We start from the raw sequence: 26,362 nt of genomic DNA on the forward strand, positions 1-26,362 counted from the left end.
CCAGGGAGAAACCGACCTCTTTGCCGACGGCTCCCCAAAATACCGCGATCCCTCCCGCTCGCAAAGTTTCATCCAACGCGGGTCGGCGCCTTAACGCCGGTCCAAACTCGCAATGACGAGTAGGATAGAGTCATGTCCATCATCGAAAACACCATCTCCACCGGCAGCGCCGCCTACCAGGCCAATCGCGACGGCATGCTGGCGCTGATCGAGCGGATGCGCGCGCTGGAAGGGCGTGCGCGGGCCGCTTCCGCCGCGGCCAAGGATCGCTTCCACGCCCGCGGGCAGCTGTTGCCGCGCGAGCGCGTCGCGCTGGTGCTCGATCCCGGCGCGCCGTTTCTGGAGCTGTCGACGCTCGCCGGCTACATGTTCGACGTGCCGGACCCGAACAAGAGCGTGCCGGGCTGCGGCGTGATCGCCGGCATCGGCTTCGTCTCGGGCATCCGCTGCATGGTCAGCGCCTCTGATTCCGGCATCGATGCCGGCGCGCTGCAGCCTTTTGGCCTCGACAAGACGCTGCGGGTGCAGGAGCTCGCGCTGGAGAACAAGCTGCCCTACGTGCAACTCGTCGAAAGCGCCGGCGCCAATCTGCTGCGCTACCGCGTCGAGGATTTCGTCCGCGGCGGCAACATCTTTCGCAATCTGGCGCGGCTGTCGGCGGCGGGCCTCCCCGTCGTCACGGTGACGCACGGCTCCTCGACCGCCGGCGGCGCCTATCAGACCGGTCTGTCCGACTATATCGTCATGGTGCGTGGCCGAACGCGCGCGTTCCTCGCGGGTCCGCCGCTGCTCAAGGCCGCGACCGGCGAGATCGCGACCGAGGAGGAGCTCGGCGGCGCCGAGATGCACACCCAGATCTCCGGTCTCGGCGACTATCTCGCCGAGGACGACCGCGACGCGCTGCGTATCGCCCGCGAGATCATGGCCAAGCTCGAATGGGATCGCCCGGGGAAGGCAGCCGCACAGGTCAAGCCGCCGCGTTACGACCAGGAGGAGCTGCTCGGCATCATGCCGATGGACCACAAGCGCCCGGTCGACATGCGCCAGGCGATCGCGCGCTTCGTCGACGATTCAGACTTCACGGAGTTCGCGCCGCTCTATGGTCCGGCCACCGTCTGCGGCCACGCCCGCATCGAGGGCCAGGCGATCGGCATCATCACCAACAACGGGCCGCTCGATCCCGATGGCGCCAACAAGGCGACGCATTTCATCCAGGCCTGCTGCCAGACCCGCACGGCGCTGCTCTATCTGAACAACACCACGGGCTACATGGTCGGCAAGACCTACGAACAGGCCGGCATGATCAAGCACGGCTCCAAGATGATCCAGGCGGTGACCTCGGCGACCGTGCCGCAGATCACCATCTATTGCGGCGCCTCCTTCGGCGCCGGCAATTACGGCATGTGCGGGCGCGGCTTCCATCCGCGCTTCTGCTTCTCCTGGCCCAACGCCAAGACCGCCGTGATGGGCGGCGAGCAGGCCGCCGAAACCATGGCGATCGTGACGGAAGCCGCCGCCATCCGGCGCGGCAAGCCGATCGAGAAGGAGAAGCTCGACGCCATGAAGGCGCAGATCGTCGGCGTGTTCGACGGCCAGATGGACGTGTTCTCGACCAGCGCGCGCATGCTCGACGACGGCGTGATCGACCCGCGCGACACCCGCGCGGTGCTCGCCGAGGTGCTTTCGATCTGCCGCGAGGGCGACGCGCGCACTCCGCAGCGCATGCAGTTTTCGGTGGCCCGGCCATGAGGAACGGATCCGTGCAGGCAAAACCGTTCTTCAAGGTCCTGATCGCCAATCGCGGCGAGATCGCGCTGCGCATCATGCGCAGCGCGCGCAAGCTGGGCCTTGGCGTCGTCGCTGTCTATTCGGACGCCGACCGCGACGCGCTTCACGTGCGGCAGGCCGATCAAGCCGTGCGCATCGGCGAGGCGCTGCCGGCGCAGTCCTATCTCGACATTCCCGCGATCATCGGGGCTGCGAAGGCCAGCGGCGCGGATGCTGTGCATCCCGGCTACGGCTTCCTCGCCGAGAACGAGGGTCTTGCCCAGGCCTGCAAGGATGCCGGCCTCGTCTTCATCGGCCCGTCGCCGCAGGCGATCGAGGCGATGGGCAACAAGGCCGGCGCGAAAGAGATCATGAAGACGGCCGGCGTGCCTGTCGTGCCCGGCTATCAGGGCGCCGACCAGGGCGACGAGGTCATGCTGGCGGAGGCCAGGAAGATCGGCTTCCCCGTGATGATCAAGGCGGTCGCCGGCGGTGGCGGCCGCGGCATGCGGCTGGTCGCGGACGTGGCCACGTTCCCGGACGCGCTGCGCAGCGCGCGGTCGGAGGCCAGGGCCGCGTTCGGCGATCCCACCGTGATCCTCGAGCGCGCGATCCAGAATCCCCGCCACATCGAGATCCAGGTGTTCGGCGACGCCCACGGCAACGCCATCCATCTCGGTGAGCGCGACTGCTCCGTGCAGCGCCGGCACCAGAAACTGATCGAGGAAGCGCCGTCGCCGGCGGTCACGCCGGCGCTGCGCGCGAAGATGGGCGAGGTCGCGGTCGCAGCCGTCAAGGCGCTGCGCTACGAGGGCGCAGGTACGCTGGAATTCCTGCTCGATTCCAGCGGCGAATTCTATTTCATGGAGATGAATACCCGCCTGCAGGTCGAGCATCCCGTGACCGAGGCGATCACCGAGCTCGACCTCGTCGAGCTGCAGTTGCGCGTCGCCCGCGGCGAGCCGCTGCCCGTCAAGCAGTCGGACGTCAAATTTTCCGGCCACGCCATCGAGGTGCGGCTGTGCTCGGAGGACGCTGCGCATGATTTCATGCCACAGTCCGGCCGCATGACGCGCTGGCGGGTGCCGGACGGCGTCCGCGTCGAGCACGCGCTGCAGTCGGGTGTGGAGATCCCGCCCTATTACGACTCCATGATCGCCAAGGTCATCAGTCACGGCGCGACGCGCGAGGAAGCGCGCGGCCGGCTGATCTGCGGCCTGGAGCAGCTCACGGCCTTCGGCGTCACCACCAACCAGGCGTTCCTGACGGCCTGCCTGCGCCATCCGGGTTTTGCGCGAGGAGAGGCGACGACGGCGTTCATCGGCGCGCATCGCGACGAATTGCTGGCGCCGCGCAACGACAATGCATCCGACGTCGCGCTTGCCGGCCTGCTGCTTTATGTGAGCAATCCGCACGCGCCGTCATGGCGCGGCGGGCGAAGCTTGGCTGCGACCTTTCCGCTGCCGGTGCGCATCGAGATCGGCGGCAAGGTTCACGAGATCGAGGTCACCCGCGAGCGCGACGGCGCCTATGTCGTCGCGGCGGACGGCGCGGCGCTCAAATTCGATGTCGACGAATTGGACGCGGAGGCGATCCGCTTCCGCCACGACGGCGTCATGGACAACGCAAGGTTTCTGCGCGAGGGCGACCGGCTTCACCTCCAGTATCGCGGCCTGCCGTTGGCCGTGACCGACCTGACGCTGGCGGCGCCGAAGGCAGCCGCCAATGGCGGCGGCGACGGCAAGGTCCGTGCGACCATGAACGGCCGCGTCGTCGCCCTGCTGGTCAGGCTGGAGGACCGGGTCACGGCCGGCCAGCCGGTGCTGACGCTGGAAGCCATGAAGATGGAGCACGTCCACAAGGCCGACATCGACGGCGTCGTCGCCGCCATCACCGTCGTCGAGGGCGAGCAGGTGACCACCGGCAAGATCGTGGTCGAGATCGAAGCCGGGTAGGCGCCTCGATCTCCGTCGTTGGAGGAGCGATAGCGACGAAGCCTGTAGAGTGGGCAAAGCGAAGCGTGCCCACCCTACGATTTATTGCCCTCGTCCCGTCCCCTCGTTCAGCAAACATGCCACCTGATGGCCGTCGCCGGCCTCCACCAGCGCCGGCCGCTCGGTCCTGCAGCGGTCCATCGCAAAGCGGCAGCGGGTGTGGAAGGCGCAGCCGGACGGCGGATCGACCGGGCTCGGCACGTCGCCGTCGACCAGCGGCGCGAGGCGCTTGGCGTGCGGATTGGCGATCGGAACCGAGGCGAGCAGGGCCTGGGTGTAGGGATGGCGCGGATTCTTGAACAGCTCGTCCTTGTCGGCGATCTCGACGATGCGGCCGAGATACATCACCGCGACGCGATGGCTGATATGGGCGACCACGGCGAGGTCGTGCGCGATGAAGAGATAGGAGAAGCCGTATTGGCGCTGCAGGTCGACCAGCAGGTTGATGACCTGGGCCTGGATCGAGACGTCGAGCGCCGAGACCGGCTCGTCGCAGACGATCAGGCGCGGCTCCAGCGCCAGCGCTCGCGCAATACAGATGCGCTGGCGCTGGCCGCCGGAAAACTGATGCGGAAAATTGCGCATCTGGTCCGGCCGCAAGCCCACCTGCTCGAACAGCTTTGCGACCCGCGCCTCCAGCGCCTTGCCGGAGGCGAGCCCGTGCACGGCGAGCGGCTCGCCCACGATGTCGCCCGCGGTCATGCGCGGATTGAGCGAGGCGAAGGGGTCCTGGAACACGATCTGCATCGCGCGGCGATGCGGCCGCAGCTCGGCCTTGGAGAGATGGGTGATGTCCTCGCCCTTCAGCCGGATCTGGCCCGAGGTCGGCTCGACCAGCCGCAGCACGCTGCGCGCCACCGTCGACTTGCCGCAGCCGGATTCGCCGACCAGCCCGAGCGTCTCGCCGACGCCGAGCGAGAACGTGACGCCGTCGACCGCATGCACGGTGCCGACCCTGCGGCGAAGCACGCCGGCGCGCACCGGATAGTGCTTGGTGAGGTCGGTGACTTCGAGAAGCGACCCGCTCATGCCACTTCCTCCGCGGCCTCGGCCGCGCGCCAGCAGGCGGCGAGATGGCCGCCGCCCTGATCCTCCAGCGGCGGATATTCGGCCTCGCAGCGCTTGACCGCGAGCTTGCAGCGCGGCGCGAAGGCGCAGCCCCTGGGCAGGCGCACCAGCGACGGCACCGTGCCGGGGATTTCGTTCAGCCGCGCCTGTGCGGCCGCGCCGGAGGCCGGCACCGCCGGGATCGAGGCCATCAGCCCGCGAGTGTAGGGATGCTTGGGATCGGAGAACAGCGCCTCCACCGTCGCCTCCTCGACCTTCTTGCCCGCATACATCACGATCACGCGCTGTGCGGTCTGCGCCACGACGCCGAGATCGTGCGTGATCAGCACGAGGCCGGTGCCGAGCTCCTTCTGCAGGTCGAGGATCAGCGCCAGGATCTGCGCCTGGATGGTGACGTCGAGCGCGGTGGTCGGCTCGTCTGCGATCAGGAGCGCCGGGCGGCATGCCAGCGCCATCGCGATCATCGCACGCTGGCGCATGCCGCCGGAGAGCTGGTGCGGATATTCCCTTGCCCGCCGCGCGGGCTCCGGAATGCGCACCAGCCGCAGCATCTCGACCGCGATGTTCCGGGCCTCCTTGCGCGACAGGTTCCGGTGCAGCCGCACCGCCTCGACGATCTGGTCGCCGATCCGGATCACCGGATTGAGCGAGGTCATCGGCTCCTGGAAGATCATGGAGATGCGATTGCCCCGGATCTGGCGCATCTTCGCCTCGTCGAGCGCCAGGAGGTCGGTGCCTTCGAGCGTGACGGAACCGCCGACGATGCGGCCGGGCGGGTCGGGCACCAGCCGCATCAGGGACAGCGCGGTCACGCTCTTGCCGCAGCCGGATTCGCCGACGATCGCCAGCGTCTCGCCGCGGCGGACGTGGAAGGAGACGTCGTCGACCGCCCGAAACAGGCCGGAATTGGTGAAGAACACCGTCTTCAGGTTCTTCACGTCGAGCACGAAATCGGAAGCTTCCATCATCAGCCACGCTGCCGGGGATCGAGGATGTCGCGCAGCGCATCGCCGAACAAATTGGTGCCGAACACCGCGAGGCTGATGGCGATGCCCGGGAAGATCACGAGCCACGGCGCGGTGCGGACATATTCGGCCGCCGATTCCGACAGCATGCGTCCCCAGGACGGATAGGGCTCGGGGATGCCGAGCCCGAGGAACGACAGCGAGGCCTCGGTCAGGATCGTCGAGCCGAGCTGCGCGGTGGCGAGCACGATCAGCGGCGCCAGCGTGTTGGGCAGCACGTGGCGGAGCGCGATCCGCACCTCGCTCATGCCGACCGACTTGGCGGCCTCGACGAAGGGCTGCTCGCGCAGCGCCAGCGTGTTGGCGCGGATCACGCGAGACACCGTCGGGATCAGCGGAATGGCGATCGCGATGATGACGTTCGGCAGCGACGGCCCGAGCGCCGCGGTCATGATCAGCGCCAGTACCAGCAGCGGCAGCGCCTGCAGGATGTCGGTGACGCGCTGGAACACGAGGTCGACCCAGCCGGAGAGATAGCCGGAGGTGAGGCCGACGATCACGCCGATGGTGGCCCCCAACGAGGTCGAGCCGATGCCGACCGCGAGTGAAATCCGCGCGCCATGGATGATGCGGCTGAACACGTCGCGGCCGAAGGAATCGGTGCCCATCCAGTGCGCCGCGCTCGGCCGCGCCAGCGCCTGCGCTGAATCGACGGTGAGGGGATCGAAGCGGGCGAGGACGTCGGCGAACACGGCCGTGAGCACGAAGATCGTCATGATGACGAGGCCGGCGGCGCCGAGCACGTGCCGCTGCGCCAGGAACAGCACCCGCCGCCAGCCGCCGGTCGCGTTGGCGCCTGCGCGCCTCAGTTCAACGTCATAGTCGATCGCGGCCAAGCAGCACTCCTAGTCCGTATATCTGATGCGCGGGTCGAACACCGCGTAGAGCATGTCGACGGTGAAGTTCGCGAGCACCACCACGACCGCGATGAACATCACGAGGTTCTGCACGATCGGATAGTCGCGCCAGCGGATCGCCTCGACCAGAAAGCGCGCGACGCCGGGAATGTTGAACACGGTCTCGGTCACGATCAGGCCGCCGATCAGGAACGCCGCCTCGATGCCGATCACGGTGATGACCGGCAAAATCGCGTTCTTCAGCGCGTGGTGATAGTTCACCGCGGCGTCGGACGCGCCCTTGGCGCGCGCGGTGCGGATATAGTCCTGCCGCAGGACCTCCAGCATCGAGGAGCGCGTGATGCGCATGGTCAGCGCTGCGCTGCGGAAGCCGACAACGGCGGCCGGCACCGCGTAGGTCGCGAAGGCTTCCAGGAACGTCGCCGGATTGGGATTGAAGATCGGGATCTGGCCGAACATCGCGACCGCCGCGGTGAGCACCAGCAATCCCAGCCAGAACGAGGGCAGCGACAGGCCGCTGAGGCTGACGACGCGCAAGGTATAGTCGAGCCGCGTGCCCTGCCTGACCGCGCTGAGGACGCCGAGCGGGATGCCGATCGAGGCCGAGAACATCAGCGCCAGCCCGGCGAGCCGCGCCGTGATCGGGATCCGCGGCAGGATCTCCTGCAGCGCCGGCTTCTCGGAGACGTAGGAGTAGCCGAAATCGCCACGCAGCAAGCCGCCGATCCAGTGCAGATACTGCACGATCAGCGGCTGGTCGATGCCGAGTTCCTTCTCCAGGTTGGCCTTGTCGGCGGGATCGACGTAGCCGGCCGCGGCGAACAGGATGTCGACGATGTTGCCGGGCACGATGCGCAGCAGGAAGAAGATGACGACCGAGATGCCGAACAGGGTCAGCAGCATCAGGCCGAGGCGCCGCACCAGATAGGCAAGCATCTTCCGCCCTCCCGTCGCGCCCCGTCAGCCGTCCGTCCGCCGCGCTACTTGTCCAGCCACACGTCCTCGTAGCGGTAGCCATTATAGGAGCTGTTCGACATCACGGTCACGCCCTTGACATAGGGTTTCCAGCAGGTGCCGGTGCGGGCGTGGAAGATGATCGGGCGGGCGACGTCCTCCTGCAGCTTCTTGTCGATCTCCCAGACCAGCTTCTTGCGCTTGTCGAGGTCGTGCTCCTGCGACTGCACGTCGAACAGCTTCTCGATGTCCTTGTTGCAGTAGTTGGTGTAGTTGCGCTCCGAGCCGCAGGAATAGTTCTCGTAGAACGACTGGTCGGGATCGTCGACCGCGTTGCCGGTGAGGTTGAGGCCGAGCATGTAATCCTTGCGGGCGACCTTCGGGAACCAGTTCGCGGTCTCCACCACGTCGAGCTCGCCGTCGATGTAGATGCTCTTGAGCTGGTCGATCAGGATCACCGCGGGATCGCGATAGACCGGGATGTTGCGGGTGGAGACCTTGACCGCGAGATGCTTGTCCGGGCCGTAGCCGGCCTTCTGCATCAGCTTCTTCGCCGCCTCGCGGTTGGCGTTGACGTCGGGGCCGTAGCCCGGGATGCTCTCCAGCATCTCCTTCGGCATGGCCCACAGGCCGGCGGGCGCCGGCAGCATGGTGCCGCCGATGTCGGCCTGGCCCTCGAACAGGATCGAGACGAAGGCCTTGCGGTCGAGCGCCAGCGCCATGGCGCGGCGAATGTCGATGTTGTCGAACGGCGGCGCCGTCGAATTGACGATGATGTTGGTCGAGACGTTGTTGGGCTCGACCACGCAGACCGCGGTCGGATCCTGCGACTTGACGTCCTTCAGCAGCGGAATCGAGACCTCGGTCGGGAAGGTCATGTCGAACTTGCCGGCGACGAAGGCCAGGATCGCGGTCGAGCGGTTGGTGATGATGGTGAACTCGATGCCGTCGAGATAGGGCCGGCCCTTCTTCCAGTAGTCGGGATTGCGGGTCAGCTTGATCGATTCATTGGCCTTGAACTCGACGAACTTGAACGGGCCGGTGCCGATCGGATGCGTGCGCATGTCGGCCGGCGAGACGTGGCAGGGATAGACCGGCGTGTAGCCGGAGGCGAGCAGCGCCAGCAGCGAGGGCTGCGGCCGCTTCAGGTTGAAGGACACCTCGAAATCGCCGTTGGTCGTGATGTCGTTGACCTCGTTGTACCAGGCCTTGCGCGGGTTCTGCCGGAACTTCTGCTGCGACTTGCCCATCAGCATCTCGAAGGTGCACTTGACGTCGGCCGACGTGAAGGGCTTGCCGTCGTGCCATTTGACGCCCTGGCGCAGCTTGAAGGTCAGCGTCTTGTTGTCGTTGACCCAGGCCCAGCTCTCCGCCAGGTCCGGGACGATCGTGTCCATGCTGTTCTGCGCGACGTCCTGCCTGAAGATGACGAGGTTGTTGAAGACGGGCATGAACGGAACGTTCAGCGAATAGGTCGCGCCTTCGTGGATCGAGGCGCTGCCGGGGCTGTCGCGGTGGTACATCCGCAGGATTCCGCCCTGCTTGGGCTCGCCGCCGAACGCGGCGGTCGACACCGCCAGCAAAGATAACACCGCCATCGCGGCCAGCGCCCGCACGCTCCGCATGCTCGTCCTCCCTCGGTCATCGGCCCTTCCCGGCCTGATTTTGCTCGACGATAGCCATGCGCGCCGGGGCAGGCAACCGCCAAGGCCGGCCGCCACCTCGGTAATTCGGATGACGTTACGTCGCACCGCCGCCGTCTCTCACGATGTGAAAGGCGGCGATCGCGGCCGAAGCTTCCCTCACACGATCCTCGACGTCTTGTTCCCCCAATAGCGATCCCGCAGCAGGCACTTGTAGAGCTTGCCGGTCGGCAGCCGCGGCAGTTCCTTTTCGAAATCGATCGAGCGCGGCACTTTCTGGCGCGACAGGGATTGCGCGCAGAACGCGATCAACTCCTCGGCGAGCGCAGGCCCCGGCGCAACGCCCGGCATCGGCTGCACCACCGCCTTCACCTCCTCGCCGAGATCGGCGTTGGGCACGCCGAACACGGCGGCGTCCGCCACCTTCGGATGCGTGATCAGCAGATTCTCGCATTCCTGCGGATAGATGTTCACCCCGCCGGAGATGATCATGAAGGTGGAGCGGTCGGTGAGATAGAGATAGCGGTCGTCGTCGACATAGCCGACGTCGCCGACCGTGCTCATGCTGCCGTCGGCCGAGCGCGCCTCCCTGGTCTTCTCGGGATCGTTGAAATATTCGAACGGGGTCGCCGTCCTGAACCAGACGGTGCCGGGCGTGCCGGTCGGGCACGGCTTCATGTCCTCGTCGAGAACGTGGAGGTCGCCGAGCATGATCTTGCCGACGCTGCCGCGATGGGCGAGCCATTCCTCGGTGTTGCAGGCGGTGAAGCCGAGACCTTCGGTCGCGCCGTAATATTCATGGATGATCGGGCCCCACCATTTGATCATCTCCTCCTTGACCTGCGCCGGACAGGGTGCCGCGGCGTGCACCGCGACCTCCAGCGAGGAGAGGTCGTAGCGTTTGCGCACCTCCTCCGGCAGTTTCAGCATGCGCGAGAACATCGTCGGCACGAGCTGGGTGTGGGTGATGCCCCATTTCTCGACGAGCTGCAGGTACTGCTCGGGGTCGAAATGCTCCATGATCACGGCGGTGCCGCCGGTGCGGATGGTGATGCTGACGGCGGCCTGCGGCGCCGAATGATAGAGCGGCGCCGGCGACAGATAGATCATGCCCTCGCGGTAGAGCCAGAGCTTTTGCAGGAAGTCGAACAGCGGCAGCGGCTGGCTGGCCGGCTGCTCGGGCAGTGGCCGCAGGATGCCCTTGGGGCGGCCGGTGGTGCCGGACGAATACAGCATCGGCGTGCCCAGCGTTTCGTCCGCGATCGGCGTCTTCGGCAGGCCTGCGGTCGCGGCCTCCAGGCCGACGATGCGCTCGCTCTCGGAGGCGCCGTCGGCGACGATGCAGAGCTCGACCTTCGGGCATTCCTTGATCGCCTCGCGCGCGACGTCGAGCTTGGCCTTCGACGTGATCAGGATGCGCGACTGGCTGTTGGTCAGGATATAGGCGAGTTCGCCGGGCGTGAGATAGGAATTGACGCAGGTATAGTAGAGCCCGGATCGCTCGCCAGCGCCGCAGGCCTCGAGGTAGCGGCTGTTGTTCTCCATGAAGATCGAATAGTGGTCGAGCCGCTTCAAACCCTGCTTGCGGAACAGGTGCGCGAGGCGATTGCAGCGCGCCTCCAGCTCGCGATAGGTGACGGCCTCTCCCGTCGAGGCCATGATGAAGGCGGGCTGCAGCGGGCGCAGATGGGCGTGCGTACCAGTGTACATCAATCCTCCGGAGACGTTATGCGGCGAGAAGCAGGATTTCGCGGACCTCCGCAGGGCCGCTGATCTTGCGCGGATTGCGCGGGATCCAGTTCGTGCGCATCGCCTGCTCGGCGATGCCGTCGAAATGTTCGGGCGAGATGCGGACGTCGGAGAGGCTGCGCGGCATGCCGAGCGCGCGAATGAAGGCGTCGAGCACGTCGGCGGCATTGCTGCCGGGAAAGCCCATCGCGGCGGCGACGACCATCTGCCGCTCCGCGTTGACGGGCGCGTTCCAGCGCATCACCGCCGGCAGCATCACGCAGGAGGTATGGCCGTGCGGCACGTCGAAGGCGGCGCCGAGCACGTAGCCGATGCCGTGGCTCGCGCCCATCGGCACGCCGGCCGACAGCGCGCCCATCGACAGCCAGGTGCCGATCTGCGCGTCCATGCGCGCATCGAGATCGGCGGGGTTGGCCTTCACCCGCGGCAGCGCGTCGGCGAGCATCGCCAGCCCCTTGACCGATTGCGCGTCGGCATAGGGGTGGGTCTCGTTCGAGCAGATCGCCTCGACGCAATGGTCGATCGCGCGGATCCCGGTGGAGAGAAACAGCCATTCCGGCGTGTGCACGGTGATGGCGGGATCGAGGATGGTCGCGCGCGGCACCACCAGCGGATGGCGCAGCATCTCCTTGACGTGGATACGGCGGTTGGTGACGCCGGCGATCGCGCTGAACTCGCCGCCGGCGATGGTGGTCGGTACGCTGATCTGGCGGACCGTCGGCGCGGCCATCTCGGGCGCCGTGCCCTTGTGGACGCGGATGCGCTCGATGCCGTCGACGTCGTCGATACCGTTGGCGAGGCAAAGCTGCACCGCCTTGGCGCCGTCGGTGATCGAGCCGCCGCCCACGGTGACGATCAGGTCGGCGCGCGCCTCGCGCGCGGCAATGGCGGCCGCCACCACCGCCTCGCGCGGCGTGTGCGCCGGCATGGCGTCGAACAGGCCGACGCAGCGGGGACCGAGCGCGTCCTGGATCTTCCGGATTTCGTCGGTCTCGCGGCTCAGTGTGCCCGAGACCATCAGGAAGGCGCGGTTGGCCCGCAAGCGGTCCATCTGCTCAGGGATCGCGCTTGCGGCGGGATGGCCGAAAACGACCTCCTCGATCGCGCCGTAGACGACACGCCCTCGATACACGCCTGCCCTCCCAGGGACCTCTTGTTTTTGTTCGCATAATCTAGCCGAGCTTGTCGCGCCCGTCATGCGCCAACACGCTGGTTTTTCGACGGTTCTGGGGTACGGCCGGCGCCGGCATCCGCGCCGTCTGGCGCGGTGCCGCTCATCCGCGACGCCATCCGCAGCGCAAGCCGCATGCCCTCCATACCGTCGGCTGACGCGAAATGGATGGGCAGGGGCGGGGTTCTTCACTAGGATCGACTCGATTTCGAAAACAGAAACTGCTGGGAGAACAGTATGAAATCAGGATTTTTGGCGGCGGCTGCAGTCGGAGCCGTGTTGCTGACACAGCCGGCTTCCGCCCAAGGCGTCAAGATCGGCATCCTCAACGACCAGTCCGGCGTCTACGCCGATTACGGCGGCAAATGGTCGGTCGAGGCGGCCAGGATGGCGATCGAGGATTTTGGCGGCGAGGTATTGGGCCAGAAGATCGAACTCGTCACCGCCGACCACCAGAACAAGCCCGACCTCGCGGTCTCGATCGCGCGGCGCTGGTACGACGTCGAGAACGTCGACATGATCACGGAGCTGACCACGTCCTCCGTCGCGCTCGCGATCCACGAACTGTCCAAGGAAAAGAAGAAGATCGACATCGTCGTCGGCGCGGCGAGTTCGCGGCTGACGGGCGATGCCTGTCAGCCCTATGGCTTCCACTGGGCCTACGACACCCACGCGCTCGCGGTCGGCACCGGCGGCGCGCTGGTCAAGGCCGGCGGCGACTCCTGGTTCTTCCTCACGGCCGACTACGCCTTCGGCTACGCGCTGGAAAAGGACACGACGGACATCGTCACCGCCAATGGCGGCAAGGTGCTGGGCTCGGTCCGCGTGCCCCTCAACTCGTCGGACTTCTCCTCCTTCCTGCTGCAGGCGCAAAGCTCCAAGGCCAAGATCGTCGGCCTCGCCAATGCCGGTCTCGACACCACCAATTCGATCAAGCAGGCGGCCGAGTTCGGCATCGTCGCCGGCGGCCAGAAGCTCGCCGGTCTCCTGATGACGCTTGCGGAGGTCAACGGCCTCGGCCTGCAGGCCGCCCAGGGGCTGGTATTGACCGAGGGCTTCTACTGGGACCTCAATGACAAGACCCGCGAGTTCGGCGAGCGCTACATGAAGCGCACCGGCCGGATGCCGAGCATGATCCATGCCGGCACCTATTCCTCGACGCTGAGCTACCTGAAGGCGGTCAAGGCCGCCGGCACCAAGGATACCGAGGCCGTCACCAAGAAGCTGAAGGAGCTGCCGGTCGACGATGCCTTCGCCAAGGGCAAGGTGCTGGAGAACGGCCGCATGGTCCACGACATGTATCTGTTCGAGGTCAAGAAGCCCTCGGAATCGAAGAAGCCGTGGGACTATTACAAGCTGCTGGCCACCGTCCCCGGCGACCAGGCGTTCTTCTCCGCCAAGGAGAGCGGCTGCCCGGCGACGAAGTGATCTGACCGCTTCCCGGGCAATTCCTTCCATCGTCCCGGCCCCTGTGCCGGGACGATTTTTGCGAGTCGATGCTCCCGCCTCACTGCATCATCCGCGAGACGATGCCCCACAGCGCGCCGCCCCACAGCGCCATGCTTGCGAAGGCCTGGATCGCGAAGCCGGAGCCGCGCTTCTCCGCCGCCTCGCTGTAGCCGACCAGATAGACGATACGGCCGACGATCCACACGACACCGATTCCGGCCGCGATGGCGTCGTTGACGTAGACTGCAAACAGCCACAACGACGGCAGGAAGATCGGCAGCCATTCCAGCGTGTTCATCTGCACGCGGAAGGCGCGTTCGAAGTCCGCCTGGCCGGATATCGCCGGCGCCTTGACGCCGAACATCACGCGCGCCCGGGCAACGGCGACACCGGTGTAGAAATAGAACAGAAGGGCAAGCAGCGTGACGAGCGCAGTCAAGTGATACATCGCGACGGTCCCATGGAATCAGTCCTCGTTCAATAACCCGTCAGTTCGAGATAGCCAACGCCGTCATGGCTGCCGGAAAAGCCGATCGGGCCCTCCCAGTAGGAGAAGCCGGTCCCCATCCAGGCGCGCGGGTTGAGCGGCTTGCAGGCGATGGAAAACGCACGCGAGGCAATCGCGATCCGCCATTCCACCGGCAGCTTCCGCCCCGCGATCTCGACCTGCGCGCCCGGGGTCATCGCGATATCCGCCGCCGCGATCTGTTGCGTGCGGCCGTCGGCGGAGATCCAGTTGCCGAACGGGGCATCGCGGCCGTCGGCCTGGCGTAGCCGGTACAGCATCAGCTTGTCGCCGGAGGCGAGATGCAGCGACATCCAGTCCCATCCGCTCTGGTCCGGCGCGAGCGGCTGGCTGCTCCATTCGCGGTCCATCCAGGCCAGCCCCGAGACCTCGATCGTCCTGTCGTCGATGGTGAGGCTGCCGCGGGCGCGGAAGAACGGCTGGCTGTAGTAATACGACGCCTGGCCGCGCTCGGATTTGCGGCTGTAGCCGGCATCGCCCTGCAGCACCAAGGCGCGATCGGACTGGAGCGTCAGCGCGTAGCTGAAATCGGCGCCGGAGGCGTTCACGGCCAGCGGCGCCAGCGTGCGATCGTCGGTCGCCGCAACACCCTTCATCTCCCAGGCATCGATCCACGCCGCGAACGGCTTGGCCTCGACTCCGGCCTGTCCCACCCCGCCGCGGGCGAACAGCTCGTTGAAGCGATGAGTGTCGGCGCGGGTCACCGCCGCATGGCCCATCCACAGCTGCTGATTGGCCCAGCCTTCGCGTTGCGGGCCGGCTGCGGTGGCCTGGCGGAACAGCGTCCATTGCACACCGCACGCCGCCCCGTTGGCGTCGGTGAGGTTCGCCGTCAGGTACCACCATTCGATGCGGAAGTCCGGATGCGGACCGTGATCTCCGGGGAACGAGAAGATCTTTCCCGGCGTGACCTGCGCGAAGCCGCCGGCGTTTTCGCCGAGACCGGCATAGCCCTGGGCGCTCGCGCGGCGCGCCAGTGCCAGCGCGGCAAGGCCGCCGGCGAAGCCGCGTCGCGAGATCGTCTCAGCGCTCATTGGCAAAGACCTTCGCGAGCTCGGCCGGCCGCATCCGCGCCAGCCGCAGCATCGGCAACAGCGCCGCCGCGAGCGAGGCGATCAGCGCCACGCCGACGAGCTCGGCGAGCTGCAGCGGAAACACGTGGAACGGCAGCCGCCAGCCGAACGCCTTCACGTTCACGATCGCGATCAGGCACCAGGCCACCAGGAGTCCGAGCGGCAGCGCCAGCAGCGCCGTGAATAGCGCGACGGCAAGGGTCTTGGTCAGCTCGATCGCGGCAAGCCGCGGCCGGGTGATGCCGATCGCCCAGAGCGGGGCCAGTTGCGGCAGGCGGGAATTGGCGAGCGTCAACAGGCTCGTGAGCAGCGCGATGCCGGCGACGCCGAGCGTGAAGGCGTTGAGCGCCGAGGTCACCGCGAAGGTGCGGTTGAAGATGCGGATCGATTCCGCCTTCACGGTCGCCTGGTCGGCGACGCTGCGGTCGTCGAGGGCGAATTGCCGCCGCAGCGCCGCTATCAGGGCGGGGATCTTCGCATGCGGGACGATGAGCCCCATCCGGGTCTGCGGCGTTTGCGGGAAATGCCGCATCAGCGCGGCGACGTTGACGGTGAGCTGGCCCTTGGGGTTGCCGTAGTCGGCATAGATGCCGGCGATGTCGACCGACCAGGTGCCGCCGGGCGCCGGGATCTCGACGACGTCGCCGATGCGGATATCAAGGCGCCGGCTCAATTGCTCGCTGACGAAGGCGGCATTGCCCGGCACGAGCTGCGTCCAGGCGCGCGGCGCCGTCTCGAGCAGCGGCCAGCGCTCTCGGTAGAGGGCGTGATCGGGCAGGCCGAGCAGCTCGACCGGCTGTCCCTCGATTTGTACCTCCGCGCGGCCGCCGGACAGCACCGCATCGACGTCGCTGCGTTCGCTGAGCCAGCTCCTGATCGCGATCGCGCGCGCATTGTCGGGCGCGCTGACATAGACGTCGGCCGCGAGCCTCCCGTTGAGCCAGCTCAGGAAGGTGCGGCTGAAGCTCTCCACCATGGTGGAGACGCCGACATTGACGGCGAGCGCGAGCAGGAGCGCCATCAGCGCCAGCGACAGGCCGGAGAGCTGCTGGCGGCTGTCGGCCCAGAACCACAGCGCGAGCGGTGCGCGCGCGCGGCGCTGGCCGAGCCGCAACACGATCTCGAGCAGCGCCGGCAGGATCAGCGCCGCGCCCAGCATCAGGGCCGCGAGCAGGCCGAAGCCCGCGATCAGCGAATTGCCGTAATGGAGCAGCAACAGCGCCACCGCGAACACGGCGAGCGCCGCCGCGCTCTGCGACTTCAGCCAGCGGTGCTGCGCCTGCTGCCAGGCATGGGGTTGCGCGGTCGCGAGCACCGACAGCCGGATCGCCTTCACCAGGCTCGAGGCCGCCGCGATCAGCGCGCCGGCGATGCTGATGCCGACGCCGGCGAGCCACCACTCGCCGCGCAGCGTCAGTTGCCCGGGGATCTCGGCGCCATAGAGCCCGCGCAGCGACGCCACGACGTCAGGCAACAGCGCCGCCGCGATGACGTAGCCGCAGACGAGCCCGACCAGGCCTGCGACCAGCGCCAGCGCGACCAGCTCGACCACGAGGACGGTATTGAGCAGGCGAGCCGAAGCGCCGCAGGCCCGGAGCGTGCGCAGCATCGGCAGCCGTTGCTCGAATGCCAGCCCGATCGCGGAGTTCACGATGAACAGGCCGACGAAGAACGACAATAGCCCGAAAGCGGTGAGATTGAGATGAAAGCTGTCGGTCAATCGCTCCAGCTCGGTTTCCGCGCTCGGCTCGACCAGCTGCAGCCGGTCGCCGGCGGCGCTGGCGAGCGGCGCGGGCTTGCCCTTGATCTTGCCGAGCAGCAGCCGCGAGACCTGGCCGGGCTTGTTCAGGATCCGCTGCGCGACGCCGATGTCCACCACCAGCACGTCGGGCACGAGCTGCGGCCGCACCCGCAGCGGCGGCAGCCTGGCGCCGTTGCTGATCTCGGGCGAGGCGCCTTCGGCCGCCTCGAGGTCGGCGAGCGTCTCGCGTGCCACCAGCGTCTCGCCGGGCGGCGCGACGAAGGCCCGAAAATCCCGCCCGCTGAGGCTCGGGGCGTTGCCGACCTCGGCAGGCAGCGTCACCGGCTCGATGCCGAGCAGGCGGAACGAGCGCCCGTTGACCTGGACGCGGCCTTCCACGACCGGCGAGACCGGCCAGCCGGCGCGCCGGAGCTTGACGAACAGCTCTTGCGGAATGGCCGCGCCGTCGGTTGCCACCAGCATCGCGGTGCGGGCGCCGCCAAAGGTCGCCGCGGCGCGGTCATAGGCGTGGCGCGCCTGCTGGTTGATGGCCTGCACCCCGCTCCACAGCGCGGTCGCCGAGATCAGGCCGATCAGCAGCGTGGCGAGCTGCATCGGATGCCGCCGCCAGTGGCTCGACAGCACGGCGAGGATCCACAGCGCGCGCCTCACGTCACCACCCCCGCATGCAGCGTGACGCGACGGTCGAGCGTGGCGGCAAGATGCAGGCTGTGCGTCACCATCAACAGGCCGCAGCCGGTGCGCGCCACGAGATCGCGCGCCAGCGCCAGCACGTCGTCGGCGGTGGCTTCGTCGAGATTGCCGGTCGGCTCGTCGGCGAGCAGCAGCGACGGCTTGATCGCGAGCGCGCGGCCGATCGCCACGCGCTGCTGCTGGCCGCCGGAGAGTTGCTCGGGATATCGCTTCAGGAGGCTGCCGAGCCCGAGCCGCTCGACGAGCTCCGCGTGCCAGGCGGTGTCGTGCCGGCCGGCGATCCGCGCCTGGAATGCGAGATTGTCCTCCACGGACAGGCTCGGGATCAGATTGTATTGCTGGAAGACCAGCCCGAGCCGGTCGCGCCGCAGCGCCGCGCGCGCTGAGTCGGAGAGCCCGGTGATCTCGCTCCCCTCGAGCGTGATCGTGCCGCCGTCGGCGGCGTCGAGCCCGGCGATCAAATGCAACAGCGTGCTCTTGCCGCTGCCGGATTCGCCGGTCAGCGCCACCCTTTCGCCGGCCTCGACGTCGAGATCGACGCCGCGCAGCACGTGGATCGGCTCGCCGGCCGAGGCATAGGTTTTCGAGAGGTTCCGAATGCTCAGCACGGTGAATGGCGTCGGGCGAAATTCCAAGGAAGATGTTGCGTAGCACACTTGAAGTGGAAATGCCGGGGTTGCTTTGCCACCGAGGCCGTTGCTAGGGTCGCTGCGGCCAAATCGAAAAAGTGCCAAAAAAGATCACAAAGGGGAGAGATATGAGCGCGCAAGCAACGCCTGCCGCAGCGGGCAGGGCGACGTCCAAGCCAACGCCGAAGGGCGCCTGGAGCATCACGTTTCTCCTGTTTCTGTTCATGTTGGTGAACTTCGCCGACAAGATCGTCGTTGGCCTCGCCGGCGTGCCGATCATGACCGACCTGAAGCTCGAGCCGGAGCAGTTCGGCCTGCTCGGTTCGTCGTTCTTCTTCCTGTTCTCGATCTCGGCCATCGTGGTCGGCTTCATCGTCAACAAGGTGGCGACGCGCTGGGTGCTCCTGGTGCTCGCCGCGATCTGGGCGCTGGCGCAGTTTCCGATGGTCGGCACGGTGAGCTTCAGTACGCTCCTGATCTGCCGCATCATCCTCGGTGCGGGCGAGGGGCCGGCCTTCTCGGTTGCCGCACACGCCATCTACAAATGGTTCCCGGACGAGAAGCGCACGCTGCCGACCGCGATCCTGTCGCAGGGCTCGGCCTTCGGCGTCATCCTGGCGGTGCCGGCGCTGAACTGGGTGATCGTCAACCATTCCTGGCACCACGCCTTCGGCGCGCTCGGCGTCGTCGGCCTGATCTGGGTCGTGGCCTGGTTTGCGCTCGGCAAGGAAGGGCCGCTGGAGGAGATCAGCGCCGCGGCGGAGGCCGAGCCGAAAATTCCCTATCTCCAGCTCCTGACGTCGCGCACCTTCATGGGCTGCGTCGCCGCCACCTTCGGCGCCTACTGGGCGCTGTCGCTCGGGCTCACCTGGTTCACGCCCTTCATCGTCAAGGGGCTCGGCTTCTCGCAGAAGGAGGCCGGTTTGATCTCGATCCTGCCCTGGGTGTTCGGCGCCACCATCGTCATCCTCACCGGCTGGATCTCGCAGGTGATGATGGCGCGCGGCTTCACCACGCGCGCGGCGCGCGGCGTGCTCGGCTCGGTGCCGCTGGCGATCGGCGGGCTGATCCTGTCGATGATGCCCCACGTGCACGGCGCCGGGCTGCAGATCGCGCTGCTCGTGGTCGGCTCCGGCCTCTGCGGTGCGATCTACGTGGTCTGCCCGCCGATGCTCGGCGAGTTCACCCCGGTGTCGCAGCGCGGCGCGGTGATCTCGATCTACGGCGCGCTCTACACGCTCGCCGGCATGATCGCGCCATCGGTGATGGGCAAGGTGATCCAGCATGCGGGCTCGACCATCGACGGCTACATGACCGGCTTCACCATCAACGCCGTGATCATGGTCGGCGCGGGCCTGCTCGGCCTGCTCCTGCTGTGGCCGAACACCGAAAAGGCCAAGCTGACCGCCACGGCAAACGGCGGCGCGCTCGAGGGCGCGGTGTCGCCGACGTAAGTCGGGCGGACGGCGAGCCGCAAATGCAACCGCCGTCCCGCGTTTCGCGGCGACGGCGGTCGCAGCTACGTCGTCGCGTCTGGCTCCCGCCGCTCCGTGAACAGCGACAGCGCGACGGTCGCCAGCATGAACACCACGGAGGCGCCGAACACCCAGTGCGGCGCGTTGTGGTCCATGACCCAGCCGAACAGCAGCGGGCTGATGATGCCCGAAAAATTGAAGCCGGTGGAGACGATGCCGAAGGCGCGGCCCGCCGCGCCCGCCGGCACCGCGTTGCGCACCAGCATGTCGCGGGAGGGCGCGATCACCCCGCCGAGGAAGCCGGCTGCGGTCATCGCGGCGGTCAGGAGCCAGCCGGGCAGCGCGACGGTCGCGATCACGAGCACGACGGCTGCATTGACCGCGAAACAGGCCGCGGCGAGCTGGCCGTGCCGCTCGGTGCGGTCGGCGAGCAGGCCGCCGGCGAGCACGCCGATCGCGCTCGCGGCGAGATAGGCGGTCAGCGCCACGTTGGCCGAGGCGTAGGACGCGTCATAGCCGCCCATCAGCGCCACCACGCCGAAATTGCTGATGCCGGCATTCGACAGGCCGAGCAGCATGAACAGCAGCGTCAGCATGATCAGCGCCGGCGTGATGATGCCCTGCTTGGCAAGCTGCGCCCCGCCCGGCTTCTTCTTGTGCGCGCCGGCGTCGGGAATGTTCATGGCGAGCAGCAGCAGCGCGATCAGCACGCCGATGATGCCGGAGACGATCAGCGCGCCACCGCCGCCGGTGGTGGTGACCAGCGCCGCGACGATCGCCGGTGCCACCGCGCCGCCGAGGAAGCCGGCAAAGGTGTGGATCGAGAACGCGCGGCCCATCCGCGCCTCGTCCATGTGCTCGGACAGGATCGCGTAGTCGGCCGGGTGATAGACGCTGTTGGCGAGCCCGAGCAGCACGGCGCAGACGATCAGCGAGGAGTAGCTGAGGTACAGGCCGAGCAGCACCAGCGACAGCCCGCCGAGCACGAGCCCGCCCAGCAGGATCTTGCGCGCGCCGAAATGGTCGACGAGGTAGCCGGTCGGCGCCTGCGTCAGGCCGGAGACGACGGCGAACACGGTCAGCGCGAAGCCGAGTTCGATGTAGCCGACGCCGAGCTGGCTCTTGAGGAACGGAAACAGCATCGGCAGGACCAGCAGATGGAAATGGCTGATCCAGTGCGCGATCGAGATCCCCGTCAGCGTGCGCAGGGCGCTGTCCGCCTTCCTTTGCTGCGGTGCGGCGAGAACGTCGACCATCGCGGTTCCCTGTCACTCCCTGGGGAATGCCGCAAATTATCGGGGAGGGCGGTTATTTGTCCATGAATACCGGCGCATGGCAGCCAGCGCAGGGCGAGTGACGGGCGGCGCTCACCGCTTCAGGCCAGCATCTTCACGCCACCGAACGAGGTCACGCGGCCCTGGCGCAGCATCACGATTTGGGTGGCGACCTGGCGCAGCTCGGCGGCGTCGTGGCTGACATAGACCATCGGCACGTTGGCCTCGTCGCGCAGCCGCACCAGATAGGGCAGGATCTCGAGCTTGCGGCCCTCGTCGAGCGCGCCGAGCGGCTCGTCGAGCAGCAGGAGGCGCGGCTTCGACAGCAGCGCGCGGCCGAGCGCGACGCGCTGGCGCTCGCCGCCGGAGAGTTTTCCCGGGCGCCGGTCGAGCAGACCGCCGATGTCGAGGAGATCGACGACGCGTTGGTGCTGCGCCGGATCGGCCGCGAGGCGGTTCATGCGGCGGCCGTAGTCGAGATTTTGCGCCACGGAGAGATGCGGAAACAGCCGCGCGTCCTGGAACACATAGCCGATGCGGCGCCGATGCGCCGGCACATGGAGACTGGCCGCGGTGTCGTCGAGCAGGTCGCCGTCGATCGCGATGGTGCCGCGGTCGGGCCGCAAGAGCCCAGCGATCATGTTGACCAGCGTCGTCTTGCCCGAGCCCGAGGCGCCGAACAGGCCGGTGACGCGGCCTTCGCTTTCGAAGGCCGCGTGCAGCGAGAAGTCGCCGAGCTGCTTTTCGACGTCGACGCGCAGCATGGTCAATTCCCGTGCAGCCGCGCGGTGGCGCGGCGGGCGAACCATTCGGCGGCAACGAGCGCGCCGAGCGCCAGCACGATCGAGATGATGACGAGCCGGCCCGCCGCGGCGTCGCCGTCGGGCGTCTGGATCAGCGAGTAGATCGCGGACGAGATCGTCTGCGTCTCGCCGGGGATGTTGGAGACGAAGGTGATGGTGGCGCCGAACTCGCCGATCGCCTTGGCGAAGCCGAGCACCATGCCGGCGAGCACGCCGGGCAGCGCCAGCGGCAGCGTCACCGTGAAGAACACCCGCCAGGGCGCGGCGCCCAGCGTCTCCGCGGCCTGCTCCAGCCGGCGGTCGATCGCCTCGATCGACAAGCGGATCGGGCGCACCAGCAGCGGAAACGACATCACGCCGCAGGCGAGCGCGGCGCCGGTCCAGCGGAACGCGAACACGATGCCGAGATGATCGGCAAGGAAAGCGCCGACCAGGCCGCGGCGGCCGAGCGTCAGCAGCAGGAGATAACCGGTGACCACGGGCGGCAGCACCAGCGGCAGGTGCACGATCGCGTCGAGTGCCGACTTGCCCCAGAAGTCGCGCCGCGCCAAGAGCCACGCCAGCGCGATGCCGAACGGCGTCGCGACCAGCGTTGCGATCACGGCGACCCTGAGCGAGAGCAGGATCGCCGTCCATTCGGTGGGCGAGATGTCGAACATCAGGCCTCAGGTGGTCGGCGAGACCAGGAACGTGAAGCCGTATCTTTCCAAGATGGTCTTGGCTGCCGTCGAGCGCAGGAAGGCGAGATAATCGCTGGTCCCGGGCCTGGCCGTCGTCGTCGCGGCGACGGGATAGATGATCGCCGGGTGCGAATCCGCCGGGAAGGTGCCGACGACCTTGACGCCGGGCTCGATCCTGGCATCGGTCGAATAGACGATGCCGAGCGCGGCTTCGCCGCGCGCGACCAGCGTCAGCGCGGCGCGCACGCTCTCGGCCATGGCGAATTTCGGCGCAGCCGCCTGCCACGCCCCGAGCTTCTCCAGCGCCGCCTTGGCGTATTTGCCGACCGGCACGCTTCTGACGTCGCCGGTCGCGATCCTGCCGTCGCCGGCGAGTCTTGCCAGATCGAAGCCGGGGCCGATGGCGACGCTGTCGATCTTGGAGTCCTTCGGCGCGATCAGCACGATGGCGTTGCCGAGCAGGTTGACCCGGGTCGGCTCGTTGATGGTCTTTTTCGAGACCGCGTAGTCCATCCAGTCGGTGTCGGCGGAGATGAACACGTCGGCGGGTGCGCCCTGCTCGATCTGCCTGGCGAGCGTCGAGCTCGCGGCATAGCTCACGGTGAACCTGACTCCGGTCTTCGCGGTGTAGGCGGCGTCGATCTCGTCGAGCGCGTTCTTCATCGAGGCGGCGGCGAACACGGTGATGGTCTTGTCCTGCGCCGAGGCCGGCGACCCGGCCGCGAGCAGGACGACGAAGGCGGTGAGGGTGGCGAACAGGCGGAACATCGGAAGCGCTCCATGCGCGTGCGGGCACGCGAAACCTCGCGCGCGCGGGACGGCGTCGGTTAATTCAAGGATGCGACCGGCGGAAGCGCCGTTCCGGTGTGCCCGAACGGCTTACGGCCATCAGGGATATCGCAATGCGGAACATAACAGGCCGGGCGGTCAGGTCAAAGCCCCGGGACGCGCAAACCTGCTCGTCAGGGTTTGGCGTCCGGCGCATGCAGCACCGCCCGGCAGCCCGCGGGCATCTGCGCCAGCGTCATCGGCGGGTGCGGCTTGGGCGGCGTCGCCGGCGGCTTCGGATGCAGCACCGAATCCTTGAACCAGTAGGCGAGGTCGGCGGGCTTGCAGCCCTCGTCCTCGGATTGCGACGGCTGGCCGTGGCATTCGGCGGCGCCCGCCGGGCAGCTCATGCGGATGTGGAAGTGATAGTCGTGGCCCCACCACGGGCGGATTTTCGACAGCCAGTGACGGTCGCCCCTGGCCTCGCGGCACAGCGCCTTCTTGATCGCGGCGTTGACGAAGATGCGCTGTACGGCGGGCTCCTGCGCGGCGTCGCGCAGCACCAGCACGTGCCCGGGCGTGAATACCTTCGGATCGACGTCGAGCCGGTCCTCGCGCACCATCATCACTGCCGACATTTCCTCGCGCTCCTCGCGCGACAGGCGGCGGTCGGGCATCGGCGTCAGCCAGATGTCGGCATCCAGCCCGATCTGGTGGCTGGCGTGTCCCGACAGCGCCGGGCCGCCGCGCGGCTGGGCGATGTCGCCGACCAAAATGCCGGGCCAGCCGGCATCCTTGTGCGCCCTGGCGGCGAGCCGCTTGATCAGCGCGATCATGTCGGGATGACCGAAGTTACGATTGCGCGACAGCCGCATCACCTGCCAGTCGTCGCCGTTGACCGGCATTTGCGCCGCGCCGCCGATGCAGCCCTTGACGTAGGAGCCGATGACATGGGCATGGCCCGTCGACGGCAGCAACTTGCGGGCAAACAGCTCCTTGGCGCCGAGCCTGGGATCGTTGGGATGGGCGAGCGGCGGCAGCGGTTTTGGATTGACGCTGCCCTTGTCCTGGGCGAGCGCGGCGCCGGCGTTCAGGAGAGCCGATAGAATCAGGAGAAGGACGAGAGGGCGGCGAGTCATGCCGCTCCCTTATACAACAAGCCCGTGTCAGGGTTAAGAATTCGGGCATGACCCGGAAAAGTGTGAAGGATGACTTCGCCATCCATGGCCCGACAGAGTCCAGCGCGAAGGCTCGCGCAACACGACCATCCAGATATTGACCTGGACAGACCTCATCCCGGGGAGCCAGCGAGATGCGTCTCGCAGCAGGGCCTCGAAGTGAACGTTTGTTGGTTCGATCCTGGCCGCAGGCTCATTCCGTCTCGCTCTAGTTAGGAGGCAAGGATTGCCTTGCCGACGTCCTCGTAATGGCTGTCGCGGGCCTGGAGTTGCTGGGCGATCGCATGCATGTCGCGAAAGCGGCGCTCGAAGGGATTGCTGCGGAACACGGCGGTGGCGCCCGCCATGTGATAGGCGGTGTCGACCACGGCGGTCGCCTGGTGGATGGTCCAGGTCGTCGCCAGCCGGATCGCGTTGCGGTGCGCGTCGCTGAACGCGCCGGTCGCCGTGAGATCGCGCCAGGCCGCGCCGGCGGTGGCGTAGAGATAGGCGCGCGCGGCGCGAAGATTGCCTTCGGTGCGGCCGATCAGGCCCTGCACCGCATTGTTGTCGCGCATGGCGGTCGCCAGCAGCGACTGATGCTTGCCGCGGGCCAGCGCGATCGCCGCATCGAGCGTCGCGCGCGCGACGCCGAGCGAGACCGCGGCGAAGCCGAGGCTGTACACCGTGCCGGTCGGAAGCTTGTAGAGCGGGCCATGCTCGCGGAGCGCGGCGGGCACGTCGCGGAGCGCCGCGAACCGCTCGGGGATGAACAGGTCGTCCACCGAATAGGAATCCGTGCCGGTGCCGGCGAGCCCGATCGCATGCCAGACGTCGTGCATCGTGGCGCTGGTGGCCGGAAACAGGATGGTTCGAATCTCCGGCGAGCCGTCGGCATTCCTGCGCGCCGTGCCGTCGGCCCCGGCGACGCGCACATGGGCCCCTAACCAGCTCGCCTGGTGCGAGCCGGAGGCAAAGTCCCAGCGCGCCGTGATGCGATAGCCGCCTTCGACCGCTTTTGCCTCATGCGCGATCGCGCCCCAGGCGAGGATGCCGGGCGGCGAGTTGAAGATCTGCTCGGCCGCGGCGTGATCGAGATAGGCCGCGGTCATCGCGCAGACGCTGCACTGGCCGAGGCACCAGGCGACCGACGCGTCCGCCTTGGCGATCTCCTCCAGCATCTGCATGAAGGTTTCGGGCGGAGCTTCCGCGCCGCCCAGGCTCTGCGGCAGCAGCGCGCGGTAGAGCCCGTTCTCGATCAGCGCGGACACGACCGGCGCGGTGAGCTTCCGCCCGCGCTCGATCGCATCCGCCTCGCGCGCAATCAGCGGCACCAGCGCGCGGGCGCGGTCGGCGAGGCTGAGGCCGGGGTTGACGTTCATGCGCGTTTCCTTGCCCGATCTTGTCGTGAGCGGTTGAGAGCGCGATGGTGGTCTATCTGGCGAAGAGGATCAAGGTTGGATCGAAACTACCGGTGAAGTCCCAAGGACTACGCGGACATCCCGCCACCGTCGTGATCGTACTTCCAGTCACTCCAGTCATAGAGACGGCGTCGATCCAATCATCGATGGCTGCATCTGCTGGGCAATCAGGCGGCGATCCGGAATCGGGGTGGGGTACGCCGCTATTCGGCCGCGCTGGTGTGGGTCGTGTCGGGCCGGGCCGCTTTTTTCCAATCGCCGGGAGCAAGAACCTTGCTCGCCGCGAGCACTTCAATACCAACGATATGCCCTTCGGCGTCGACGTCATAGGTGAACGGACCGGCCTCTTCCGTCCGGTCGATCTTGCCGGTTCCGACGCTGATATAGACCGCATCGGCTTCGGGGTCATAGGTCATATTGGTCA

22 protein-coding genes are annotated in these 26,362 nt (G+C 67.5%); 4 read left to right on the forward strand and 18 right to left on the reverse strand.

All coding sequences use genetic code 11. The features are described 5' to 3' along the window. The first annotated feature begins 132 nt into the window (after positions 1 to 132). Positions 133 to 1,749: an acyl-CoA carboxylase subunit beta gene (locus tag KGM94_RS08255; protein ID WP_300256737.1), complete on the forward strand. Its 1,617-nt coding sequence runs from the start codon at positions 133 to 135 to the stop codon at positions 1,747 to 1,749. Further along, positions 1,746 to 3,722 carry an acetyl-CoA carboxylase biotin carboxylase subunit gene (locus tag KGM94_RS08260; RefSeq protein WP_300256739.1) on the forward strand — a complete coding sequence of 659 codons (1,977 nt, stop codon included), beginning with the start codon at positions 1,746 to 1,748 and terminating at the stop codon, positions 3,720 to 3,722. Before KGM94_RS08255 ends, KGM94_RS08260 begins: the two co-directional genes overlap by 4 nt. Positions 3,723 to 3,803: 81 nt before the next feature. Here the strand turns inward: KGM94_RS08260 and KGM94_RS08265 are convergent, their stop codons facing one another. From KGM94_RS08265 to KGM94_RS08295, 7 genes are all read right to left on the reverse strand, one after another. Beyond that, on the reverse strand, positions 3,804 to 4,790 hold the full coding sequence (locus KGM94_RS08265) for a dipeptide ABC transporter ATP-binding protein (RefSeq protein ID WP_300256742.1): 987 nt from the start codon (positions 4,788 to 4,790) through the stop codon (positions 3,804 to 3,806). Continuing rightward, a complete protein-coding gene (locus KGM94_RS08270) occupies positions 4,787 to 5,797 on the reverse strand; it encodes an ABC transporter ATP-binding protein (protein WP_300256744.1) in 1,011 nt (336 codons plus the stop codon). The genes KGM94_RS08265 and KGM94_RS08270 overlap by 4 nt, the downstream gene beginning before the upstream one ends. Further along, a complete protein-coding gene (locus KGM94_RS08275; protein ID WP_300256746.1) occupies positions 5,797 to 6,690 on the reverse strand; it encodes an ABC transporter permease in 894 nt (297 codons plus the stop codon). The genes KGM94_RS08270 and KGM94_RS08275 overlap by 1 nt, the downstream gene beginning before the upstream one ends. A 9-nt stretch (positions 6,691 to 6,699) precedes the next feature. After that, complete coding sequence (locus tag KGM94_RS08280; protein ID WP_300256748.1) at positions 6,700 to 7,647, reverse strand: ABC transporter permease; 948 nt, start codon at positions 7,645 to 7,647, stop codon at positions 6,700 to 6,702. A 44-nt stretch (positions 7,648 to 7,691) separates the two neighbouring features. Further along, a complete protein-coding gene (locus KGM94_RS08285; protein ID WP_300256749.1) occupies positions 7,692 to 9,290 on the reverse strand; it encodes an ABC transporter substrate-binding protein in 1,599 nt (532 codons plus the stop codon). Between the two features lie 177 nt (positions 9,291 to 9,467). Continuing rightward, the gene (locus KGM94_RS08290; RefSeq protein ID WP_300256750.1) at positions 9,468 to 11,018 is read right to left on the reverse strand and encodes an AMP-binding protein; all 1,551 of its coding nucleotides are present in this window, start codon (positions 11,016 to 11,018) and stop codon (positions 9,468 to 9,470) included. A 16-nt stretch (positions 11,019 to 11,034) separates the two neighbouring features. Continuing rightward, a complete protein-coding gene (locus KGM94_RS08295) occupies positions 11,035 to 12,189 on the reverse strand; it encodes an iron-containing alcohol dehydrogenase (RefSeq protein WP_300256752.1) in 1,155 nt (384 codons plus the stop codon). Between the two features lie 276 nt (positions 12,190 to 12,465). On the opposite strand from KGM94_RS08295, the gene KGM94_RS08300 reads away from it, so the two are divergent. Beyond that, positions 12,466 to 13,656, forward strand: a complete 1,191-nt coding sequence (locus KGM94_RS08300) for an ABC transporter substrate-binding protein (RefSeq protein ID WP_300256754.1) — start codon at positions 12,466 to 12,468, stop codon at positions 13,654 to 13,656. A gap of 79 nt (positions 13,657 to 13,735) precedes the next feature. On the opposite strand, the gene KGM94_RS08305 is transcribed toward KGM94_RS08300, so the two are convergent. The 4 genes from KGM94_RS08305 to KGM94_RS08320 are packed head-to-tail and all read right to left on the reverse strand — an operon-like array spanning position 13,736 to position 18,339. Then, on the reverse strand, positions 13,736 to 14,125 hold the full coding sequence (locus KGM94_RS08305) for an MAPEG family protein (protein WP_300256756.1): 390 nt from the start codon (positions 14,123 to 14,125) through the stop codon (positions 13,736 to 13,738). 29 nt (positions 14,126 to 14,154) lie between these two features. Next, entirely contained in the window at positions 14,155 to 15,237 is a 1,083-nt protein-coding gene (locus tag KGM94_RS08310) for a lipocalin-like domain-containing protein (protein ID WP_300256758.1), read from the reverse strand. After that, a complete protein-coding gene (locus KGM94_RS08315; RefSeq protein ID WP_300256760.1) occupies positions 15,227 to 17,689 on the reverse strand; it encodes an ABC transporter permease in 2,463 nt (820 codons plus the stop codon). Before KGM94_RS08315 ends, KGM94_RS08310 begins: the two co-directional genes overlap by 11 nt. Continuing rightward, positions 17,686 to 18,339 (reverse strand): ABC transporter ATP-binding protein, encoded by a 654-nt coding sequence (locus KGM94_RS08320; protein WP_300256762.1) that lies wholly within the window; start codon positions 18,337 to 18,339, stop codon positions 17,686 to 17,688. Before KGM94_RS08320 ends, KGM94_RS08315 begins: the two co-directional genes overlap by 4 nt. A 149-nt stretch (positions 18,340 to 18,488) precedes the next feature. Here KGM94_RS08320 and KGM94_RS08325 point away from each other — a divergent pair, with 149 nt between their 5' ends. Then, positions 18,489 to 19,814: an MFS transporter gene (locus KGM94_RS08325; protein ID WP_300256764.1), complete on the forward strand. Its 1,326-nt coding sequence runs from the start codon at positions 18,489 to 18,491 to the stop codon at positions 19,812 to 19,814. A gap of 65 nt (positions 19,815 to 19,879) precedes the next feature. Here the strand turns inward: KGM94_RS08325 and KGM94_RS08330 are convergent, their stop codons facing one another. The 7 genes from KGM94_RS08330 to KGM94_RS08360 all read right to left on the reverse strand — a co-directional run. Then, positions 19,880 to 21,091, reverse strand: coding sequence for an MFS transporter (locus KGM94_RS08330; RefSeq protein ID WP_300256766.1), 1,212 nt, complete (start codon positions 21,089 to 21,091; stop codon positions 19,880 to 19,882). A 119-nt stretch (positions 21,092 to 21,210) separates the two neighbouring features. Further along, positions 21,211 to 21,873 (reverse strand): molybdenum ABC transporter ATP-binding protein, encoded by a 663-nt coding sequence (modC, locus tag KGM94_RS08335; RefSeq protein WP_300256768.1) that lies wholly within the window; start codon positions 21,871 to 21,873, stop codon positions 21,211 to 21,213. Positions 21,874 to 21,875: 2 nt separating this feature from the next. Then, complete coding sequence (modB, locus tag KGM94_RS08340) at positions 21,876 to 22,571, reverse strand: molybdate ABC transporter permease subunit (protein WP_300256769.1); 696 nt, start codon at positions 22,569 to 22,571, stop codon at positions 21,876 to 21,878. A gap of 6 nt (positions 22,572 to 22,577) precedes the next feature. Next, entirely contained in the window at positions 22,578 to 23,360 is a 783-nt protein-coding gene (modA, locus tag KGM94_RS08345; protein WP_300256771.1) for a molybdate ABC transporter substrate-binding protein, read from the reverse strand. A gap of 194 nt (positions 23,361 to 23,554) precedes the next feature. Next, complete coding sequence (mepA, locus tag KGM94_RS08350) at positions 23,555 to 24,499, reverse strand: penicillin-insensitive murein endopeptidase (RefSeq protein WP_300256774.1); 945 nt, start codon at positions 24,497 to 24,499, stop codon at positions 23,555 to 23,557. 251 nt (positions 24,500 to 24,750) lie between these two features. Continuing rightward, positions 24,751 to 25,899: an acyl-CoA dehydrogenase family protein gene (locus tag KGM94_RS08355; RefSeq protein WP_300256776.1), complete on the reverse strand. Its 1,149-nt coding sequence runs from the start codon at positions 25,897 to 25,899 to the stop codon at positions 24,751 to 24,753. A gap of 242 nt (positions 25,900 to 26,141) precedes the next feature. Beyond that, a partial coding sequence (locus KGM94_RS08360) for a DUF2283 domain-containing protein (protein WP_300256777.1) occupies positions 26,142 to 26,362 on the reverse strand: 221 nt, incomplete at its 5' end.

It is taken from the genome of Bradyrhizobium sp. (assembly GCF_028868675.1).
Lineage (GTDB): Bacteria > Pseudomonadota > Alphaproteobacteria > Rhizobiales > Xanthobacteraceae > Bradyrhizobium.

Coding starts and splice junctions, on each gene's coding strand:
- KGM94_RS08255 (WP_300256737.1), top strand. CDS start 133: ATGTCCATCATCGAAAACACCATCTCCACCGGCAGCGCCGCCTACCAG.
- KGM94_RS08260 (WP_300256739.1), top strand. CDS start 1,746: ATGAGGAACGGATCCGTGCAGGCAAAACCGTTCTTCAAGGTCCTGATC.
- KGM94_RS08265 (WP_300256742.1), bottom strand. CDS start 4,790: ATGAGCGGGTCGCTTCTCGAAGTCACCGACCTCACCAAGCACTATCCG.
- KGM94_RS08270 (WP_300256744.1), bottom strand. CDS start 5,797: ATGATGGAAGCTTCCGATTTCGTGCTCGACGTGAAGAACCTGAAGACG.
- KGM94_RS08280 (WP_300256748.1), bottom strand. CDS start 7,647: ATGCTTGCCTATCTGGTGCGGCGCCTCGGCCTGATGCTGCTGACCCTG.
- KGM94_RS08285 (WP_300256749.1), bottom strand. CDS start 9,290: ATGCGGAGCGTGCGGGCGCTGGCCGCGATGGCGGTGTTATCTTTGCTG.
- KGM94_RS08290 (WP_300256750.1), bottom strand. CDS start 11,018: ATGTACACTGGTACGCACGCCCATCTGCGCCCGCTGCAGCCCGCCTTC.
- KGM94_RS08300 (WP_300256754.1), top strand. CDS start 12,466: ATGAAATCAGGATTTTTGGCGGCGGCTGCAGTCGGAGCCGTGTTGCTG.
- KGM94_RS08305 (WP_300256756.1), bottom strand. CDS start 14,125: ATGTATCACTTGACTGCGCTCGTCACGCTGCTTGCCCTTCTGTTCTAT.
- KGM94_RS08310 (WP_300256758.1), bottom strand. CDS start 15,237: ATGAGCGCTGAGACGATCTCGCGACGCGGCTTCGCCGGCGGCCTTGCC.
- KGM94_RS08325 (WP_300256764.1), top strand. CDS start 18,489: ATGAGCGCGCAAGCAACGCCTGCCGCAGCGGGCAGGGCGACGTCCAAG.
- KGM94_RS08330 (WP_300256766.1), bottom strand. CDS start 21,091: ATGGTCGACGTTCTCGCCGCACCGCAGCAAAGGAAGGCGGACAGCGCC.
- modC (WP_300256768.1), bottom strand. CDS start 21,873: ATGCTGCGCGTCGACGTCGAAAAGCAGCTCGGCGACTTCTCGCTGCAC.
- modB (WP_300256769.1), bottom strand. CDS start 22,571: ATGTTCGACATCTCGCCCACCGAATGGACGGCGATCCTGCTCTCGCTC.
- modA (WP_300256771.1), bottom strand. CDS start 23,360: ATGTTCCGCCTGTTCGCCACCCTCACCGCCTTCGTCGTCCTGCTCGCG.
- mepA (WP_300256774.1), bottom strand. CDS start 24,499: ATGACTCGCCGCCCTCTCGTCCTTCTCCTGATTCTATCGGCTCTCCTG.
- KGM94_RS08355 (WP_300256776.1), bottom strand. CDS start 25,899: ATGAACGTCAACCCCGGCCTCAGCCTCGCCGACCGCGCCCGCGCGCTG.